The sequence below is a fragment of the Amycolatopsis viridis genome (assembly GCF_011758765.1).
In the GTDB taxonomy this organism is placed as follows: domain Bacteria; phylum Actinomycetota; class Actinomycetes; order Mycobacteriales; family Pseudonocardiaceae; genus Amycolatopsis_E; species Amycolatopsis_E viridis.
In genome coordinates, this window is record NZ_JAANOU010000001.1 from 1687045 (window position 1) to 1702769 (window position 15725).

Sequence of the window (15725 nt, forward strand, 5' to 3'; positions counted from 1 at the left end):
GGTTAGTCCGTCCGCGGGGCCGCCTTCTCCTGGCTCAGCGCGGTCCAGTGGAGTTTCTCCTGTTCCCGCCGCGGCAGGCCGGCGACCACGAGGTCGTAGGAGTCCTCGATCATCTCCCGGACCAGGTCGTCGGGCACCGAGCCGTCCAGGACGACCGTGTTCCAGTGCCGCTTGTTCAGGTGGTAGCCGGGCGTGATGGCCTCGTGGTCGTGCCGCAGCTGCACCGCCAGGTCCGGGTCGCACTTGAGGCTGATCCGCAGCGGCCGGGACTTCAGCGCGCTGAGCGCGAACATCTTGCCGGCGACCTTGAACACGCTGCTGGCCTCGTCGAACGGGAACTCCTCGCGGGCCCCGGGGAACGACAGGCACAGCTCCTTCAGCGCGGCAGGCGTCATGGTCCCAGGCTAACGGGTTGACACATTCCCATATGGGTATATATTGGGTGCATGGCACGGGCAGCGACGACAGCGGACGCGTTCAACGCGGTGGCCGAACCGCGGCGGCGGCAGATCCTCGACCTCCTGGCGGGCGGGGAGAAACCGGTGAACGAGCTGGTGGCGGTGCTCGCGCTGGCTCAGCCGCTGGTGTCGAAGCACCTGCGGGTCCTGCGGGAGGTGGGCCTGGTGGAGGTTCGTGACTCGGGGCGCCAGCGGGTGTACCGGCTCAACGCCCGCCCGTTGAAGGACATCGACGACTGGGTGAGCGGGTACCGGCGTTGGTGGTCCGGGCGCTTCGACCGGATGGACGTGGTTCTGGCGGAACTGAAGGAATCGGAGGACGGAGATGAGCACGGTGACCAGTAGTGGAACGGCAGTGGTGACGCTCCCGGCGGACAACCAGATCCTGATCACGCGCGAGTTCGACGCGCCGGCACGCCTGGTGTGGAAGGCGTGGACGACGCCGGAGCTGATCAAGCGGTGGTGGGCCGGTGAGCGCGGTGAGGTGACCTCGGTCGAGGTCGATCTGCGGGTCGGCGGCCGGTGGCGGAACGTGATGATCGCCGACGGCGGGTTCGAGGTCGCCTTCCACGGCGAGTACCGGGAAATCGTGGAGCACGAGCGGATCGTGTCCACCGAGGTGTACGAGGGCCTGCCGGACGCGTCCTCGCTGAACACGCTGACGCTGGTCGAGCGCGACGGGCGCACCACGTTGACGGTGCTGGCCGAGTACCCCAGCAAGGAGCTGCGCGACGGGCACCTGGAATCCGGGATGGAAGGCGGCATGCAGGAGTCGCTGGACAGGCTGGAGCAGGTGGCGGCCTCGCTGGGCTGACGCGGCGGAAGCGACGGGTGGGGGCCACGTACGCGTGGCCCCCACTGTCACGCGTCCAGAACTCCGCGCGCCACCAGCGTTTCCCGCAGGCGTGCCAGCATGGGCACCTGTCCTTTCACGAGCAGCTCGGCGGCCCGGTCCGGGTCCGTCCACTCCACACGGTCGACCTCGGGGAACTCCTGCACCCGCCCGGAACCCTTCGGCCACTCCATCTGGAACGTGTTGCTCTCGAACCGCGCCGGGTCGAAGTCGCCCTCGGCGGCGAAGGTCGTGACGACCTTGCCGCTCGACTGGCGGAACGAGCCCAGGTCCACGGTTTCCCCCGTCAGCACCGGTTCGCCGACTTCCTCCGCGAACTCGCGGCGGGCCGCGAGCAGCGGGTCCTCGTCGGTGTACTCGCCCTTCGGGATGGACCAGGCGCGCTCGTTCTTGCGCGCCCAGAACGGGCCGCCCATGTGGGCGATGAGCACCTCGAGCCGCCGGTCGCCGGTGAGCCGGTAGAGCAGGAACGCCGCGCTCTTCCTGGGCACCGGGTCACCACCCGTCGTGGTGGAGGACCTCGGACAGCGGCTGGCGTTTCGCCGGCTTGAACGTCTCGCCGGTGTAGAAGGCGGTCGGGATCAGCGCGGCCTGGCGGACGTGGCCGGGGATGCCGAGGAGCTCGGCGGCCTCCCGCTCGTAGGCCAGGTGCAGCGTGGTCCAGGCCGTGCCGAGGCCCAGGGTGCGGGCGGCCAGCATGTAGCTCCACACCGCGGGCAGGATCGAGCCCCACAGACCGGCCTGGTTGCCGGCCGGGAGGTCCCCGCCCGGCACGTGGATGGCCGGCACCAGCAGGACCGGCACCTCCGCCATGTGCTCGGCCAGGTAGTCGGCGCTGCTCATCACCCGGTGCTGGGTGGCGGCGCGGTCGGCGTCGTCCCGGTAGCGCTCCTCCGGCGAGGGGCCGCTCGCCCGGTAGGCGCGGTAGGACTTCGCGTAGAGATCGGCGAGCTGGGCGCGCAGATCCGCGTCGGTGACCACGATCCAGTGCCAGTCCTGCCGGTTCGACCCGGTCGGCGCCTGCAACGCGAGGGTGATCGCCCGCTCGATCAGCTCGTTGGGCACCGGACGGGACAGGTCCAGCCGCTTGCGCACGCTGCGGGTGGTGGTCAACAGCTCCTCTGGTGTCATGCCCCCGATCCTGGCACGGGCGGAATCACGGGTGTGGCACGCGTGGGCGCGCGGACTCGCTGCGGGTCCGGGGCTACGGCGGGCCCCTCGGACGTGGCGAGCGGGATGCGGGTGCGGGTGCGCCGGGTGACAATGCCGGGGCCGGTATTCGCCGAGGGCAAGGAGGCCGTCATGGCCGGGCACACCTACCGCGTCACCGAGATCGTTGGTTCGTCCAGCGAAAGCCTCGACGCGGCGATCCGCGGGGGCATCGAGCGTGCTTCGCGGACGTTGCGGGAGCTGGACTGGTTCGAGGTGACCGAGATCCGCGGCCACATCGAGAACGGCGCGATCGGCCACTTCCAGGTCGGCATGAAGGTCGGGTTCCGCCTGGAGGACGCGGACTGATCGGCGCGCGATCGGCGTTCTCGCGCCAGGATGAGGACCAACGGTGGGAACTGGATCACCGAGGCGGACTCGTCATTCTGGTCGGTAGGACGGAGACAGCACGGTTCGCAGCGGCGCCATCACGTCAGGAGTCAACCGGCAGGACTCCGCGCCGAACTCGATCATGGGAACGAACCCGAACGCCGCGGCAACCTCGTTGAAGAACACCGCCAGCTCCCGGGGGCGGGAACCACTCAACTCCATCTCGCCGGCATCCAGCAGCTCGCGGAGAAAATCGATCCGGTCAGCCGGCGTGCTCCCCTGCACGATGAACGAGAGCTCGTTCCGGACACCGACCGAGTCCTCCCACCTTCTCGTGGGGTTCAACGCGGGGTTCGCAGAGACATCCTCGACCATTCGATGAGCACCTTCCCCTGGCCACGAACGGCCCCAACAAAAACAGCGCTCCGGCCGGGGAAAGGCCACCCGAACGAGTCGTCGGTGGCTCCTCACCCGGCCGGAGCAGCGGTGGTATCAGTCGGTCGAGAGCGCCTGGACCAGGTCGCCGACCTGCGGATCCGTCAGGGCGCGGGCGACGTCGGCCTGGGCGACGATCCCGACCAGGTCGTGGCCGTCGATCACCGGCAACCGCCGCACCTTGTGGCTCGACATCGTGCGCAGGATTTCCTCCGCGTCGTCGTCGGCACCGATGGTGACGGCCTCCCCCTGGGCCAGTTCCCCGACGCTCAGGGCGCGCGGGTCCTTGCCCTCCGCCAGCACCTTGACCACGATGTCGCGGTCGGTCAGCATGCCCTTCAACCGGTTGTCCTCACCGCAGATGGGCATTGCGCCGACCTGCAGCTCCGCCATCCGCTTCGCGGCGTCGAGCACCGTGTCGCTGGTGCGGACGCACTCGGGGTCGGACGTCATGATTTCGCGAGCCTTGGTCATCTTCTCTGCCTGCCTCCGATCCACGCCGAACTGGGCCCTCCCCGCATACCCGGCCCGACCGGGGGCAAACGCGTCCGCCCGCCGCTGCGCCGCGGCCCGTTGGTTTACTCGACGCATGCCCGACCTCCAGATCCACTACGACGTCCCGGCCGGCGGTGACCTGGCCACCCACTACGCCCGCGGCGAGTCGCGGCCCATCACCGTCGTCGGCAACCCGGTGCTGCACGAGCGCTGCGCCGACGTCACCGACTTCGGCGACGACCTGGCCCGTCTGGTGTCCGACCTGTTCGCGAGCATGCGCACCGCCCGCGGCGTCGGCCTCGCGGCCAACCAGATCGGCGTGCCGCTGCGCGTGTTCGTCTACCTCTGCCCGGAGAGCTACGACCGCGCCGAGGACGAGGTGTGGCACGCCGGGCACGTGGTCAACCCGGTCGTGGAGGTCACCGGCGACGGCACCGGCGCGCACGCGGAAGGGTGCCTGTCCGTGCCGGGCGCGCGGGCGGTCGTCCCGCGTGCCGCCCGCGTCACGGTCCGCGGCTTCGATCTGGCCGGCAACCCCGTCGAGGTGACCGGACGCGATCTGCTGGCGCGGTGTTTCCAGCACGAGACCGACCACCTCGACGGCCACCTGTACCTCGACCACCTCACCGCCGAGGCCCGCGAGACGGCCCTCGGCGAGATGAGCGAACCCGCCTACCCGGTCGTCCCGAATCCCACCGCCGCGCAGGACGCCACCCGGTCGTGATCGAGGCGCCGGAGGTGGTCTCCCCGGCCGGCGCGGTTTCGCCGCACCGGCCGGGCCGGCCCGTCCGATGACGGGCCCGCGCACGCAGCTCAGCGATCCGCCGGGCGCGCGCGGTGTGGAGCCGGCGCGCGGGAGCGGGCGAGCGTGCGTGAGGTTCCGGTGTCTCCACTGTCGTCGGTGGATCCGCGACCGTCAAAGGGTTTTCCGTTAGGTTGGGCGAATCCCCGGCCCGGGTGTCGATCCGCGGGGGTGCCGTTCGTGTAGGGGGTGCAGACCGACCCGAGGAGGGACCATGACGCACTACCTGCTCACCATCTACCAGCCCGACGGCGAGCCGCCGGCACCGGAGATCCTCGACCCGATCATGGCCGATGTCGCGGCGTTCCAGGAGGAGCTGCAAGCGGCGGGTGCCTGGGTGTTCACCGGCGGCCTGCACCCGCCGGACACGGCGACCGTGGTGCGGCCGCAGGATGACGACGTGCTCATCACCGACGGCCCGTACCTGGAGGGCAAGGAGCACGTCGGCGGGTTCACCGTCATCCGCGCGGCCGATTTGGACGAGGCCCTGGAGTGGGGCCGCAAGGCCGCCCGGGCGACCACGCTGCCCGTCGAGGTCCGGCCGTTGACCGACGGGTCCCGCGGTTGACCGTGCCGGCCGCGGAGATCGCGCGCGTGTTCCGCGAGGAGCACGGCCGCGCGGTGGCCGTCCTGGCCCGCGTCTTCGGCGACCTCGACATCGCCGAGGACGCGGTCCAGGACGCGTTCACGACCGCCGTGCAGCGGTGGCCCGCCGAGGGCGTGCCACCCAGCCCGGCCGGCTGGATCATCACGACCGCGCGCAACCGGGCCATCGACCGGTTGCGGCGCGAAGCCACCCGCGACGACCGGCAGGCCCAGGCGGCCCTGCTGCACGCCCGGGACCAACCGGCGGAGGAGGGTGCCGTGCCCGACGAACGGCTCCGGCTGATCTTCACCTGCTGCCACCCGGCGCTGGCCCCGGCCGCGCGGGTCGCGCTGACGCTCCGGCTGCTCGGCGGGCTGACCACCGGTGAGATCGCCCGCGCGTTCCTGGTGCCGGAAAAGACGATGGCGCAACGGATCGTGCGCGCGAAGGGCAAGATCCGCGCCGCCCGGATCCCGTACCGGGTGCCGGCCGAGGCGGACCTGCCGGACCGCCTGCGGGCCGTGCTCGCCGTGCTCTACCTGATCTTCAACGAGGGCTACACGGCCCGCCGCGCCGAGCTGTGCGCGGAGGCGGTCCGGCTGACCCGGGTGCTGGCCGGGCTGATGCCCGACGAGCCCGAGGTGCTGGGGCTGCTCGCGCTGATGTTGCTGACCGAGTCCCGCCGTGCCGCGCGGACCGGGCCGGGCGGGGAGCTGGTGCTGCTGGCCGAGCAGGACCGCAGCCGGTGGGACCGGGCGCTGATCGCCGAGGGGCAGGCACTGGTGCGGCGGTGCCTGCGCCGCGGGCGGCCCGGGCCGTACCAGATCCAGGCCGCGATCAACGCCGTGCACAGCGACGCGCCCACGGCGGCCGCCACCGACTGGCGGCAGGTGGTGGCGTTGTACGACCACCTGATGGTCGTCGCGCCGTCGCCGGTCGCCGCGCTGAACCGGGCGGTCGCGGTGGCCGAGGTCGCCGGCCCGGCGGCGGGTCTCGCGGCGGTGGCGGCGCTGGAGCCGGCCGAGTACTACCTGTACCACGCGATCCGGGCCGACCTGCTGCGGCGGCTGGGCCGCACGGCGGAGGCGGTGCGGGCGTACGAGGCCGCGCTGGCGCGCACCGACAACGCGGCCGAGCGGGAGTTCCTGACGCGACGGCTGCGTGAGTGCGCGGGGTAGTGCCCCGCCCGCCGGACCCGGCCGCGGGCGGGGCTCCCCGCCGTCACACCTGCCGGGCCCCCGCACGACCGGCTTCGATGACGAAACTCGCCCGGGTGCGGACCGGCGCGCCGGGCCGGCTCACGTAGTCCACGACCCGGTAGTCGGCCGTCCACGCGGCACGCGTGATCGTGTTCCGCACGTAACCGCGCCGGCGGTTGATGAACTTGATGTGCGGGTTCTCCTGCAGCTGCACGCGATCCCCGGCGTTCTGGTCCGTCCCGTCGCCACCGGAGGAGATCGACGTGCCCACCAGTTCGGTCGCCACCGTCGCCGACGTCGGGTCCTCGAAGTCGGCCTTGACGTCGGCCACGTAGTTCGCGTGCACGTCACCGGTGATGACCACCGGGTTGCTCGCCAGCGCCAGCCGGTCCCGCACCAGGTTCCGCTCCACGTAGTAGTTGTCCCAGGCGTCGTCGCTGAACGAGTCGGCGGCGCCGGCGGTGAAGTCGCGCTGCGCGAAGAACACCTGCTGCGCGAGCACGTTCCACCGGGCGGTCGGCCCGGCCAGGTTGCGCAGCAGCCACTCCTTCTGCCGCGCACCCAGGATGGTGCGCGACGGGTCGAGGCGGGCGTCCCCGGCGACCTGGTCGTCGCGGTACTGGCGGGTGTCCAGCAGGTGCACGTCCACCAGGTCACCGAAGGTGAGCCGGCGGAAGATCTGGATGTCCGGCCCGCTCGGCCGCTGCGCGCGGCGCAGCGGCATGTGCTCCCAGTACGCCTGGAACGCCTGCGCGCGCCGCTGCCGGAACACCGCCGGGTCCTGGTCCGGTTCGGTGTCGGGCTGGGAGATGTCGCCGGCCCAGTTGTTCTCCACCTCGTGGTCGTCGAACACGACCGCCCACGGGAACGCGGCGTGCGCGGCCTGCAGGTCCGCGTCGCCCTTGTACTGCGCGAGCCGCACCCGGTAGTCGGCGAGCGTGAACGTCTCCGCCGCCGGGGTGTGCCCGCGGCCGATGCTGCCCTGGCCGCCGCCCTCGTAGATGTAGTCGCCCAGGAACGCCACCAGGTCCAGGTCTTCCCGCGCGAGGTGGGCGTGGGCGGTGTAGAAGCCGTCCGGGTAGTTCTGGCAGCTGGCGAACGCGAACGAGAACCGCTCCAGCCGCGCGCCCGGCGCGGGTGCCGTCTTCGTGCGGCCCACCGGGCTGATCTGGTTGCCGACGCGGAACCGGTAGAAGTACTCCGCACCGGGGCGCAGACCGGACACCTCGGCGTGCACGGTGTGCGCCGACTCCGGCCGCGCCACCTCGGCACCGGCCCGCACCACCTGGCGGAAGTGCTCGTCGGCGGCGACCTGCCACTCGACCGGCACCACCTTCGACGGCATGCCGCCCAGGCCGTCTGCGGCGAGTGGCTCGGGCGCGAGCCGGGTCCACAGCACCACGCCGTCGGGCAGCGGGTCGCCCGAGGCGACGCCGAGCGTGAACGGGTCGCGGACGGGACTGGCCGAGGCGGTGCTCCAGCCGGAGACGGCGGCCAGGCCGAGGGTGGCGGTTCCGGCGAGCAGGATCTGACGGCGGGTGGGGGACAGCTCGGACATGCGTCACCTTTTCGGGATCCGGAGAAGGCGGGCAAACGGTAGATCGGCTCCGTGACGCGCGGCCGAATGCGCGGTGGACGCGGGGTGGCAGGTCACCGTCGGCGGATCACAGTTGGATCACCGCGGTAGCGATCTGCGCCGAACGGGCGATCAGCGGGGTGTGCGCGTGTTGATCGAGGTGGTGGTCCTGGCCGTGGCCGTGGGCGGGGCGTTCTGGCTGGGGCGGCGCTCGGCCCGGCCGCGCCGCAGCGGGCCGGTGCCGGTGTTCCGGCTCGAGGCGCAGCCGCAGCAGTGGTACCGGCTCACCAACACCGGACCCGTCGCGGCCACCGGCGTGCGCATCGACTTCGGCGAGCACTACGACCGGTCCCTCACGCGCCGCCTGCCGGACTCCGCCGACCTCCCGCCGGGGGAGTCGGTCACGTTCCTCATGCTCGGCACCTGGGCCACCCCGCGGCCTGCGGAACTGCGGGTGAGCTGCGCCGAACTCGCCAAACCGGCCGTCGTCGCCGTACCGGAAGGCGCCGAGCCGCTCGCGTCCTGACCGGCCGGGCTAGCTTGGACACCAGGAGGCCGTACCGAGTGCCTCCACGAGGAGGGTCATGGCTTCCGTTTCCCGCATCGGCCTGGTGGTGCACGGCGGCAAGGAGAGCGCGCGGCGCACCGCGGGCGAAGTGCGCGCGTGGGCGGCCGCCCGCGGCATCCCGTGCACGGACATCGACGTGTGGGACGACTTCGACGGCCACCGGCGCCACGCCAAGGAGGAGGCCGAGCGCGCGGGGAACCCGGATCTGATCGTCACGGTCGGCGGGGACGGCACGTTCCTGCGCGGCGTGCGGGTCGCGGCGCCGGTCGAGTCGCTGGTGCTCGGCGTGAACGTCGGGCGCGTCGGGTTCCTCACCGAGGTCGCCACGGAGGACGTGATCGCCGCGCTGGACGCGGTGAACGACGGCGCCTTCCAGGAGGACTCCCGGATGACGCTCACCATGTGCGCGTCCCGGCCGCTGAGCATCCCGAAGGGCATCGAGCCGATGCTGCGCTACGGGCGCGGCCCAGCCCTGCCCCCGCCGACGCCGCGGCGGCGCGAGATGTCCGACGGCGAAGGCATCCAGCTCGACGTGCTGGGGCTCAACGACATCGTGGTGGAGAAGCTGGCGCGGGACCGGCAGGCGAGCCTCGCGGTCTACGTCGACGGCCGCCAGTTCGCCGTCTACTCCACCGACGCGTTCGTCGTGGCTTCGTCGACCGGCTCCACCGCCTACAGCTTCTCCGCGGGCGGCCCGATCGTCTCGCCCGGCCTGGACGCGCTGGTGTTCACGCCGGTCGCGCCGCACATGGTGTTCAACCGCAGCGTGGTGCTCGCGCCGCAGCAGCGGGTCGGGATCCGGGTGCTGGAGCGGTCCGGGGAGGCCGCGGTGAGCGTCGACGGGCAGCTGCGCGGCGTGCTGGAGCCGGGCGACTGGATCACCGTGCAGGCGTCGAGCCGGCGGGCGCGGCTGGTCCGCCTGGACGAACCGGACTTCCTGTGCCGGGTGCGCGACCGGTTCGGGCTCGCCGACTCGGTGGCCGCCCTCGCCGACGAGCGGCCCCCGCGCTGAGCTCGCCCCGTGGGATCATGGGGCGTGCCTGGTCTCGGAACGCAGATCCCGCTGGTCGGCCGCGTCCGGGAGCTGGACACCCTGCGTGCGGCCCTGCGCCGGTCCCGCGAGGGCCACGCGAGCGCGGTGCTGCTGGCCGGTGACGCCGGGGTCGGCAAGTCCCGCCTGCTGGCCGAGTTCGTCGACGGCGCCGGGCGGGACGGCGTGACGGTGCTGTCCGGCCGCTGCCTGGACGTCGGCGAGGCGGGGCTGCCGTACCTGCCGTTCGCCGAGGCGCTGAGCACGCAGCAGGAGGCGGCGCAGCGGTGGCCGGTGCTCGGGGGCCTGGTGCCCGGCCTGGCCACGCCCGAGCCCGCCGACCAGAGCGTGGAGCGGCTGCGCCTGTTCGACGCCGTGCACGCGCTGCTCGCCGACCTCGCCACGCCCGGCCCGGTGCTGCTCGCCCTGGAGGACCTGCACTGGGCGGACGCCTCGACGCGCGACCTCGTGCTGTTCCTGCTGTCCCGGCTGGACACCCAGCGGTTGCTGGTGGTGGCCACCTACCGCACCGACGACCTGCACCGCCGCCATCCGCTGCGCCCGTTGCTGGCCGGGGTGTCCCGGCTGCCCGCGGTCACCCGCGTCGAGCTGGCCCCGCTCGGCGCGGCCGACACCGTCGCGTTCGTCACCGCCCTCGCCGACGGCGCGTTGCCGGACGCCACCGTGCACACGGTCGCCGAACGCTCGGAGGGCAACCCGTTCTTCTGCGAGGAGCTGACTGCCGCCGCCTCCCGCGGCGTGACCCTGCCCGGCGGGCTGGCCGAACTGCTGCTGGCCCGCGTGGAACGGCTCAGTTCCGAGGCGCAGCGCGTGGTCCGCGCCGTGTCCGGCGCGGCGCAGCTCGTGGCGCACACGAGCCTGCGCACCGTGTGCGGCCTCGGCGAGGACGCGCTGGAGAGCGCGGTGCGGGAAGCGGTGCTGCACAACGTGCTCGTCGCCGCTGGGGACGGCTACGCGTTCCGGCACGCGCTGCTGCGCGAAGCGGTTTACGACGATCTGCTGCCGGGGGAACGGGTCCGCCTGCACGCCGCGTACGCCCGCCTGGCCGAGGAGAACGGCACCCCGGCCGCGCTGGCGCACCACAGCCTCCGCAGCCACGACCTGCCGACCGCGCTCGCCGCGTCCGTGCGCGCCGCCGGCCAGGCCGCGGCCATGCACGCGCCGGGCGACGCGCTGCACCACCTGGAGCAGGCGTTGCAGCTGTGGGAGGCGGTCGCGGACCCGGAGCGGATCAGCGGGCGCGACCGGCTGGCGCTGCTGCGGTCGGCGTCGGCGATGGCATCGGCGGCCGGTGAGGTCGACCGCGCCGTCACCTACGCCGGGTCCGCGGTGACCGAAGCGGACCAGCGCGACGACCCCGAGCTGGCCGCGGAGACCCGGCACCAGCTGGCCGTGGCGTTGATCCCGATCCACATGCACCGTGCCGAGGTGTCCAAGGCCGTGGCCGAGGCGTGGGAGCTGGTGCGCGACCGCCCGGCGAGCCTGGTCCGCGCGAAGGTGCTGGCCCTGCGCGCCCGTGCCTGGGTGTGGGGCGCGCCGGATGTGGACGTCGACGTCCTGCGCGGCCACGTCGAGCAGGCCATCGCGGACGCGCGGGCGGCCGGGGCGCCAGACGTCGAGGCGGACGGCCTGGTCACGCTCGCCGCCTTCGAGCATTGGCAGGGCAACACCGGGCTCTCCACCGAGCTGGGCCTGGCCGCCGCGGCCCGCGCCGCCGAGATCGGCGCGGTCCGCGTCGAGCTGCGCGCGCTGCACAACGTCGGCTCCAACTTCGTGCAGAGCGGGGACCTGCGTGCGGCGGCGCGGATGGCCGAGCGGGTGTGGCGGCGCGCGGAGGAGTCCGGGCTCGGCTGGAGCGACCTCGGCGTCGAGGGGCGCATCGGCGAGCTGTTCGACCTGTTCGCGCTGGGCGACTGGGACACCGCGCTCGCCCGCGCCGAGGTGCCGGGCGCGCCCCGGTTCGCGCGTGCCCGCATCGGCGCGTACTCCGCGCCGGTCCTGGTCGCGCAGGGGCGGTTCGCCGAGGTGAGGGCCCTCGCCGCGCGGCTGGCCGATCAGCACGACGACTCCCGCACCGGCGTGCTGCTCGGGATCGCGCTGGCCGAGGCTGCGCAGTGGCGCGGCGACCCGGCCACCGCGGTCGCGGAGATCCACGGCGTGACCGACCGCATGCGGACGCTGTCCCGGTCGAGCCTGGCCGAGACCCGCTGGGCCGTCGCGGTGGGGGTGTCCGCGCTCGCCGACCTCGCCGAGCAGGCCCGGCGCCGCGGCGAGGACGCCGGCGCGCTGGTCGAGGAGGGCACTCAGTTCGCCCGGTGGGCGGCCGACCCGGGCGAGCTGGTCTCGCCCGTCCAGATCCGGCTCGAGGAACGCCACCCCGACACCGAGGCGCCGACCGCCCGGCTCGCCGCGGAGCTGAACCGGTTGCGCGGCGACGACGACCCGGACAGCTGGGCGCGCGCAGTGGACCGGGCCGCGCCGATCCCGTACTGGCAGCTGCTCGCCCGCTGGCGATGGGCCGCGGCCCTGCTGGCCCAGGGCGAGCGGGACGCCGCGGCCGAGCAGGTCCGGCTCGTGCACGACGCCGCGACCGGGCTGGGCGCGCGGCCGCTGCGGGCCGCGGTGGCGGACCTGGCGAAGCGGGCCCGCCTGACGACTCCGGGTGCGGCGGCGCCGGCCGGGGACGTGCTGACCCCGCGCGAGCGGTCCGTGCTGGAGCTGGTGGCCGGCGGCCTGACCAACCGGCAGGTGGGGGAGCGGCTGTACATCAGCGAGAAGACCGCGAGCGTGCACCTGTCGCGGGTGATGGCCAAGCTCGGCGCCGGAAGCCGCACGGAGGCGGTGTCCCTGGCGCACCAGCGGGGGCTGCTCGGCTGACCCGATTGGCGGCGGGCGGTGATCCGGCGCAGCATCGGGACATGCCGACGCCCGAGCCCGTCGCCCCGATGCTGGCCGTTCCCGGACCCGTGCAGGACAGCGAGGGCTGGGCGTTCGAGTGGAAGTACGACGGCGTGCGGTGCCAGGCCGCGGTGTCCGGCGGCGACGTCCGGCTCTACTCGCGGCGGCTGCGGGAGGTCACCGCCACTTACCCCGAGCTCGCCGTGCTGGGCCGGGACCGCCGGACCCTGTTGATCGACGGCGAGGTCGTCGCGCTCGACGAGGACGGCAGGCCGGACTTCGGGCGCCTGCAGCAGCGGATGAACCTGTCCGCGCCCACGCCCGCGCGGCTGGCGTCGGTGCCGGTGGTGTTCTTCGCGTTCGACCTGCTGCACGAGGGAACCGCCGACTGCACCGGCCTGCCCTACGAAGAGCGCCGGGAACGGTTGCTGGCCCTGGGGATCGACCGCCCGGAGGTGCGGGTGCGGCGGCACTTCCGGGCGTCCGAAGTGGAGGGTGCGGAGCTGCTGCGGGCCGCCCGCGAGGTGGGCCTGGAGGGCCTCGTTTCCAAACGGCTCGACTCGCGTTACCAGCCGGGGCTGCGGTCGCCGGACTGGGTGAAGACGCCACTGACCCGCACCCAGGAGGTGGTGATCGCGGGCTGGACCGCGGGCGGGGGACGACGATCGGGCACGTTCGGCGCGTTGCTGCTCGGGCTGCACGACGAGACCGGGTTGCGCTTCGCCGGTCACGTCGGCACCGGCTTCACCGACCGGATGCTGGCCGACCTGCAGGACCGGCTGCGCCCGCTCGCCCGTCGCACCAGCCCGTTCGCCACCCCGGTGCCCCGCGAGTACGCCCGCCACGCGCACTGGGTGGAGCCGGAGCTGGTGGGCGAGGTGGAGTTCCGGCAGTGGACCTCCGACGGGCGGCTGCGGGCGCCGTCCTGGCGCGGGCTGCGGCCGGACCGGCACCCGGAGGAGGTCACGCGCGCGTGAGCCGGGTCCGCACCGCCAGACCGGCGCAGGCGATCACCGCGAGCCCGCCGAGCACGGTCGGCCAGGTGATCGCCTCGCGCAGCAGGAGGACCGCCCAGCAGATGCTCAGCACCGGCTGGACCAGCTGGATCTGGCTGACGTGTGCCATCGGCCCGATCGCGAGCCCGCGGTACCAGGCGAAGAACCCGAGGAACATGCTCACCACGCCGAGGTAGGCGAAGGCCGCCCACTCGGCCACGCCGCCCGCTGGCGGGTGCTGTGCCGCCGACGTCGCCGCGAGCGCGGCCATCACCGGTGCGGACAGCACGAGCGCCCACGAGATCGTCTGCCACGCGCCGAGTTCGCGGGCGAGCAGCCCGCCCTCGGCGTAACCCACCCCGGCCGCGAGCACGGCCCCGAGCAGCAGCAGATCGGACCAGTGCAGCCCGCCGAACCCCCCGCCCTGCAGCACCGCGAAGCCGACCGCGGCGCCCGCGCCGGCCGCCGCCGTCACCCAGAACCGCACCGGCGGCCGTTCCCGGCCGCGCAGCACCGCGATCACCGCGGTAGCGGCAGGCAGCAGTGCGATCACCACCGCGCTGTGACTGGCCGACGCGCTGGTCAGCGCGAACGAGGTGAGCACCGGGAAGCCGACCACCACGCCCGCGGCGACCACGGCGAGCCGCAGCCACTGGACGCCGCGGGGCAGCCGTTGCCGGGTGGCCGCGAGTGCACCGGCCGCGAGCAGTGCGGCGATCACGGCGCGGCCGCAGCCGATGAACAACGGTGACATCGTCCCGACGGCGACGCGGGTGAACGGCACGGTGAACGAGAACGCGGCCACGCCGAGCAGTCCCCAGCCGGGACCGCCCCGCGCGGGAGATAGCACCGGGCGCCCGGGGAGAGTAGCGCTACTATCCTGCTTCATGTCCGACGATAGCAGCGCGCGCATCGTCGCCGACCTCCGCGCGTGGATCGCGACCGCCCAGCCCGGTGCCCGGCTGCCGTCCACGCGGGCACTGGTCGCCCAGTACGCGGCTAGTCCGGTGACCGTGCAGAAGGCGTTGCGGACCCTCGCGGCGCACGGGCTGGTGGAGAGCCGGCCCGGGGTGGGGACGTTCGTGCGCGCGGCACGACTGGCCCGGCCCAGCGACTACGGGTGGCAGACCGCCGCGCTGGGCTCCCCGCGCCACCGCTTGCCGCGCGGGTCGGCGGCACTGCGCACTATGCCCAACGACGTGATCGCGCTGCACTCGGGTTATCCGGACCCCGAACTGCTTCCCGAGCGGCTGGTCCGGGCCGCGTTCGCCCGCGCGGCGCGTGGCGACGCGGCCGTGCACCGCCCGCCCGTCGCGGGGCTGCCCGGGCTGCAGGCGTGGTTCGCGGCCGAGCTCGGGGTGGCGGCGCCGGGTGACGTGGTCGTCTTCCCCGGCAGCCAGAGCGGGTTGAGCGCGGCGTTCCGCGGGCTGGTCGGTGCCGGCCGCCCGCTCGTCCTGGAGTCGCCGACCTACTGGGGCGCGATCCTCGCCGCGGCGCAGACGGGGGTACAGGTGGTGCCGGTGCCCAGCGGCGCGGACGGTCCCGACCCGGACGAGCTGGCGCGGGCGTTCCGGCAGACCGGCGCCCGCGCGTTCTACGCGCAGCCGAACTTCGCCAACCCGACCGGCGCCCGCTGGTCGCCGGAGCTGGCCGGCCGGGTCCTCGACGTCGTCCGCGAGCACGGCGCGTTCCTCATCGAGGACGACTGGGCACACGACTTCGGCATCGACGCCGACCCGGTGCCGCTCGCTGCGCGCGACGACGACGGGCACGTGGTGTACCTGCGGTCGCTGACCAAGAGCGTGTCCCCGGCGGTCCGGGTTGCCGGGCTCGTCGCGCGCGGCCCGGCGCGCGAGCGCGTCCTGGCCGGTGTCCGGGCCGAGGCGCTGTTCGTCAGCGGCATCCTGCAGGCGGTCGCGCTGGACGTGGTCACGCAGCCCGCGTGGCGCGGGCATCTGCGGGGCCTGCGTGACCAGCTGGCGGCCCGGCGCGACCTGCTCGTCCGCGCCGTGCGGGAGCACCTGCCGTACGCGCGCCTGGAGTCGGTGCCGCGGGGCGGGCTGAACCTCTGGGTGCGGCTGCCGGACACCGTCGACCCGGTGCGCCTGAGCCGGGAGTGCGAGGCGGCCGGGGTCGCGCTCAGCCCGGGTGGCGAGTGGTTCCCCGCCGAACCGCCCGGCGCCTACCTGCGGCTCAACTACTCCGGCCCGAACCCGGCTGCGTTTGCCGACGGTGCCCGGATCATCGGCGAGGTCCTGGCCCGGCAGTGA

18 protein-coding genes are annotated in these 15725 nt (G+C 73.8%); 11 read left to right on the top strand and 7 right to left on the bottom strand.

The genetic code is table 11. The annotated features are described in order from the left end of the window. Positions 1-2 precede the first annotated feature (2 nt). Positions 3-395, bottom strand: a complete 393-nt coding sequence (locus FHX46_RS08345; RefSeq protein ID WP_167112150.1) for an MmcQ/YjbR family DNA-binding protein — start codon at positions 393-395, stop codon at positions 3-5. Between the two features lie 51 nt (positions 396-446). Between FHX46_RS08345 and FHX46_RS08350 the strand changes: the two genes are divergently transcribed. Both FHX46_RS08350 and FHX46_RS08355 read left to right on the top strand, forming a co-directional pair. Next, entirely contained in the window at positions 447-803 is a 357-nt protein-coding gene (locus FHX46_RS08350) for an ArsR/SmtB family transcription factor (RefSeq protein ID WP_167105835.1), read from the top strand. Then, positions 784-1272 carry an SRPBCC family protein gene (locus tag FHX46_RS08355; protein WP_167112152.1) on the top strand — a complete coding sequence of 163 codons (489 nt, stop codon included), beginning with the start codon at positions 784-786 and terminating at the stop codon, positions 1270-1272. The genes FHX46_RS08350 and FHX46_RS08355 overlap by 20 nt, the downstream gene beginning before the upstream one ends. A 47-nt stretch (positions 1273-1319) precedes the next feature. Here the strand turns inward: FHX46_RS08355 and FHX46_RS08360 are convergent, their stop codons facing one another. Together FHX46_RS08360 and FHX46_RS08365 are read right to left on the bottom strand one after the other, a co-directional pair. Then, on the bottom strand, positions 1320-1802 hold the full coding sequence (locus FHX46_RS08360) for an NUDIX domain-containing protein (RefSeq protein ID WP_167112154.1): 483 nt from the start codon (positions 1800-1802) through the stop codon (positions 1320-1322). Positions 1803-1806: 4 nt separating this feature from the next. Further along, the gene (locus FHX46_RS08365; protein ID WP_167112155.1) at positions 1807-2442 is read right to left on the bottom strand and encodes a nitroreductase family protein; all 636 of its coding nucleotides are present in this window, start codon (positions 2440-2442) and stop codon (positions 1807-1809) included. Between the two features lie 132 nt (positions 2443-2574). On the opposite strand from FHX46_RS08365, the gene FHX46_RS08370 reads away from it, so the two are divergent. Further along, positions 2575-2829, top strand: coding sequence for a dodecin (locus FHX46_RS08370; RefSeq protein ID WP_449224103.1), 255 nt, complete (start codon positions 2575-2577; stop codon positions 2827-2829). 72 nt (positions 2830-2901) lie between these two features. Here the strand turns inward: FHX46_RS08370 and FHX46_RS08375 are convergent, their stop codons facing one another. After that, entirely contained in the window at positions 2902-3225 is a 324-nt protein-coding gene (locus FHX46_RS08375) for a hypothetical protein (protein WP_167112157.1), read from the bottom strand. Between the two features lie 117 nt (positions 3226-3342). Next, positions 3343-3759, bottom strand: coding sequence for a CBS domain-containing protein (locus tag FHX46_RS08380; RefSeq protein ID WP_167112159.1), 417 nt, complete (start codon positions 3757-3759; stop codon positions 3343-3345). Positions 3760-3874: 115 nt separating this feature from the next. On the opposite strand from FHX46_RS08380, the gene def reads away from it, so the two are divergent. The 3 genes from def (at position 3875) to FHX46_RS08395 (ending at position 6346) form a co-directional block, all read left to right on the top strand. Then, complete coding sequence (gene def, locus FHX46_RS08385; RefSeq protein ID WP_167112161.1) at positions 3875-4504, top strand: peptide deformylase; 630 nt, start codon at positions 3875-3877, stop codon at positions 4502-4504. 292 nt (positions 4505-4796) lie between these two features. Next, positions 4797-5150: a YciI family protein gene (locus tag FHX46_RS08390; RefSeq protein WP_167112163.1), complete on the top strand. Its 354-nt coding sequence runs from the start codon at positions 4797-4799 to the stop codon at positions 5148-5150. Beyond that, positions 5147-6346: an RNA polymerase sigma factor gene (locus tag FHX46_RS08395; RefSeq protein ID WP_167112165.1), complete on the top strand. Its 1200-nt coding sequence runs from the start codon at positions 5147-5149 to the stop codon at positions 6344-6346. Before FHX46_RS08390 ends, FHX46_RS08395 begins: the two co-directional genes overlap by 4 nt. 43 nt (positions 6347-6389) lie before the next feature. On the opposite strand, the gene FHX46_RS08400 is transcribed toward FHX46_RS08395, so the two are convergent. Next, positions 6390-7925, bottom strand: coding sequence for an alkaline phosphatase D family protein (locus FHX46_RS08400; protein WP_167112167.1), 1536 nt, complete (start codon positions 7923-7925; stop codon positions 6390-6392). Positions 7926-8091: 166 nt separating this feature from the next. On the opposite strand from FHX46_RS08400, the gene FHX46_RS08405 reads away from it, so the two are divergent. From FHX46_RS08405 to ligD, 4 genes are read left to right on the top strand one after another with little or no spacing between them, the layout of a single operon-like run. Further along, on the top strand, positions 8092-8469 hold the full coding sequence (locus tag FHX46_RS08405) for a hypothetical protein (protein ID WP_313886063.1): 378 nt from the start codon (positions 8092-8094) through the stop codon (positions 8467-8469). A gap of 58 nt (positions 8470-8527) precedes the next feature. Then, entirely contained in the window at positions 8528-9523 is a 996-nt protein-coding gene (locus FHX46_RS08410) for an NAD(+)/NADH kinase (RefSeq protein WP_167112169.1), read from the top strand. 24 nt (positions 9524-9547) lie between these two features. Then, positions 9548-12439: a helix-turn-helix transcriptional regulator gene (locus FHX46_RS08415; RefSeq protein WP_167112170.1), complete on the top strand. Its 2892-nt coding sequence runs from the start codon at positions 9548-9550 to the stop codon at positions 12437-12439. Between the two features lie 41 nt (positions 12440-12480). Next, complete coding sequence (ligD, locus tag FHX46_RS08420; RefSeq protein ID WP_208400062.1) at positions 12481-13437, top strand: non-homologous end-joining DNA ligase; 957 nt, start codon at positions 12481-12483, stop codon at positions 13435-13437. Here ligD and FHX46_RS08425 read toward each other — a convergent pair. After that, a complete protein-coding gene (locus FHX46_RS08425) occupies positions 13424-14305 on the bottom strand; it encodes a DMT family transporter (RefSeq protein ID WP_313886064.1) in 882 nt (293 codons plus the stop codon). The genes ligD and FHX46_RS08425 overlap by 14 nt on opposite strands. A 37-nt stretch (positions 14306-14342) precedes the next feature. On the opposite strand from FHX46_RS08425, the gene FHX46_RS08430 reads away from it, so the two are divergent. Continuing rightward, positions 14343-15725 carry an aminotransferase-like domain-containing protein gene (locus tag FHX46_RS08430; protein WP_167112174.1) on the top strand — a complete coding sequence of 461 codons (1383 nt, stop codon included), beginning with the start codon at positions 14343-14345 and terminating at the stop codon, positions 15723-15725.